This is a genomic window from Streptococcus cristatus (genome assembly GCF_001578775.1).
Lineage (GTDB): Bacteria > Bacillota > Bacilli > Lactobacillales > Streptococcaceae > Streptococcus > Streptococcus cristatus_A.
The window spans coordinates 1,696,849-1,697,364 of sequence record NZ_KQ969062.1 but is presented as its reverse complement, the minus strand read 5'-3'; the positions used below and the strand labels follow the sequence as shown (position 1 = coordinate 1,697,364).

Genomic DNA, 516 nt, shown 5'->3' with positions numbered 1-516 from the left:
ATGCTTTCCGCTCTTCTGTTTGCTTATTCTCAAGGCGTTTTTAGCGGACGTAAAATAGAAAGGCTCATGGCTGAGAACCTAGCTATGCAATATTTGACAGGGCAATTAGTTGTTTCCTACCGCACCATTAATCGTTTTCGTGTGACGGACTGCATGGAAGAGTTCATCAAAAATCTCTTCATTGAACTCAATCTTCGCCTCAAGATGGAAGACTTGATTAGTCTGGACTGTCTCTTCATCGATGGGACAAAAATTGAAGCCAATGCCAACAAGTACAGCTTTGTCTGGAAAAAAGCAACGGATAAATTTCAAGCCAAACTGCAAGAGACCTTGAAGGAATATTTCCAAACAGAGGTTCAGCCCTTGATTGCTCAGGCCATTGAACTGGATGAAGAAGAGGCCGTTTCGAGAGAACAGCTTTCTGTCTTTACCGAACTCTTGCAAGAAGATTGAATCAGGTTCATCAAGCCATTGAGGAAAATCCAGTCAAAGGCAAGGATGAACGCAAGACCAAGC

1 pseudogene is annotated in these 516 nt (G+C 42.8%); it reads left to right on the top strand.

What is annotated here, in order from left to right:
- Nucleotides 1-516, top strand: a pseudogene (locus SCRDD08_RS08275) (transposase); the annotation flags it as partial.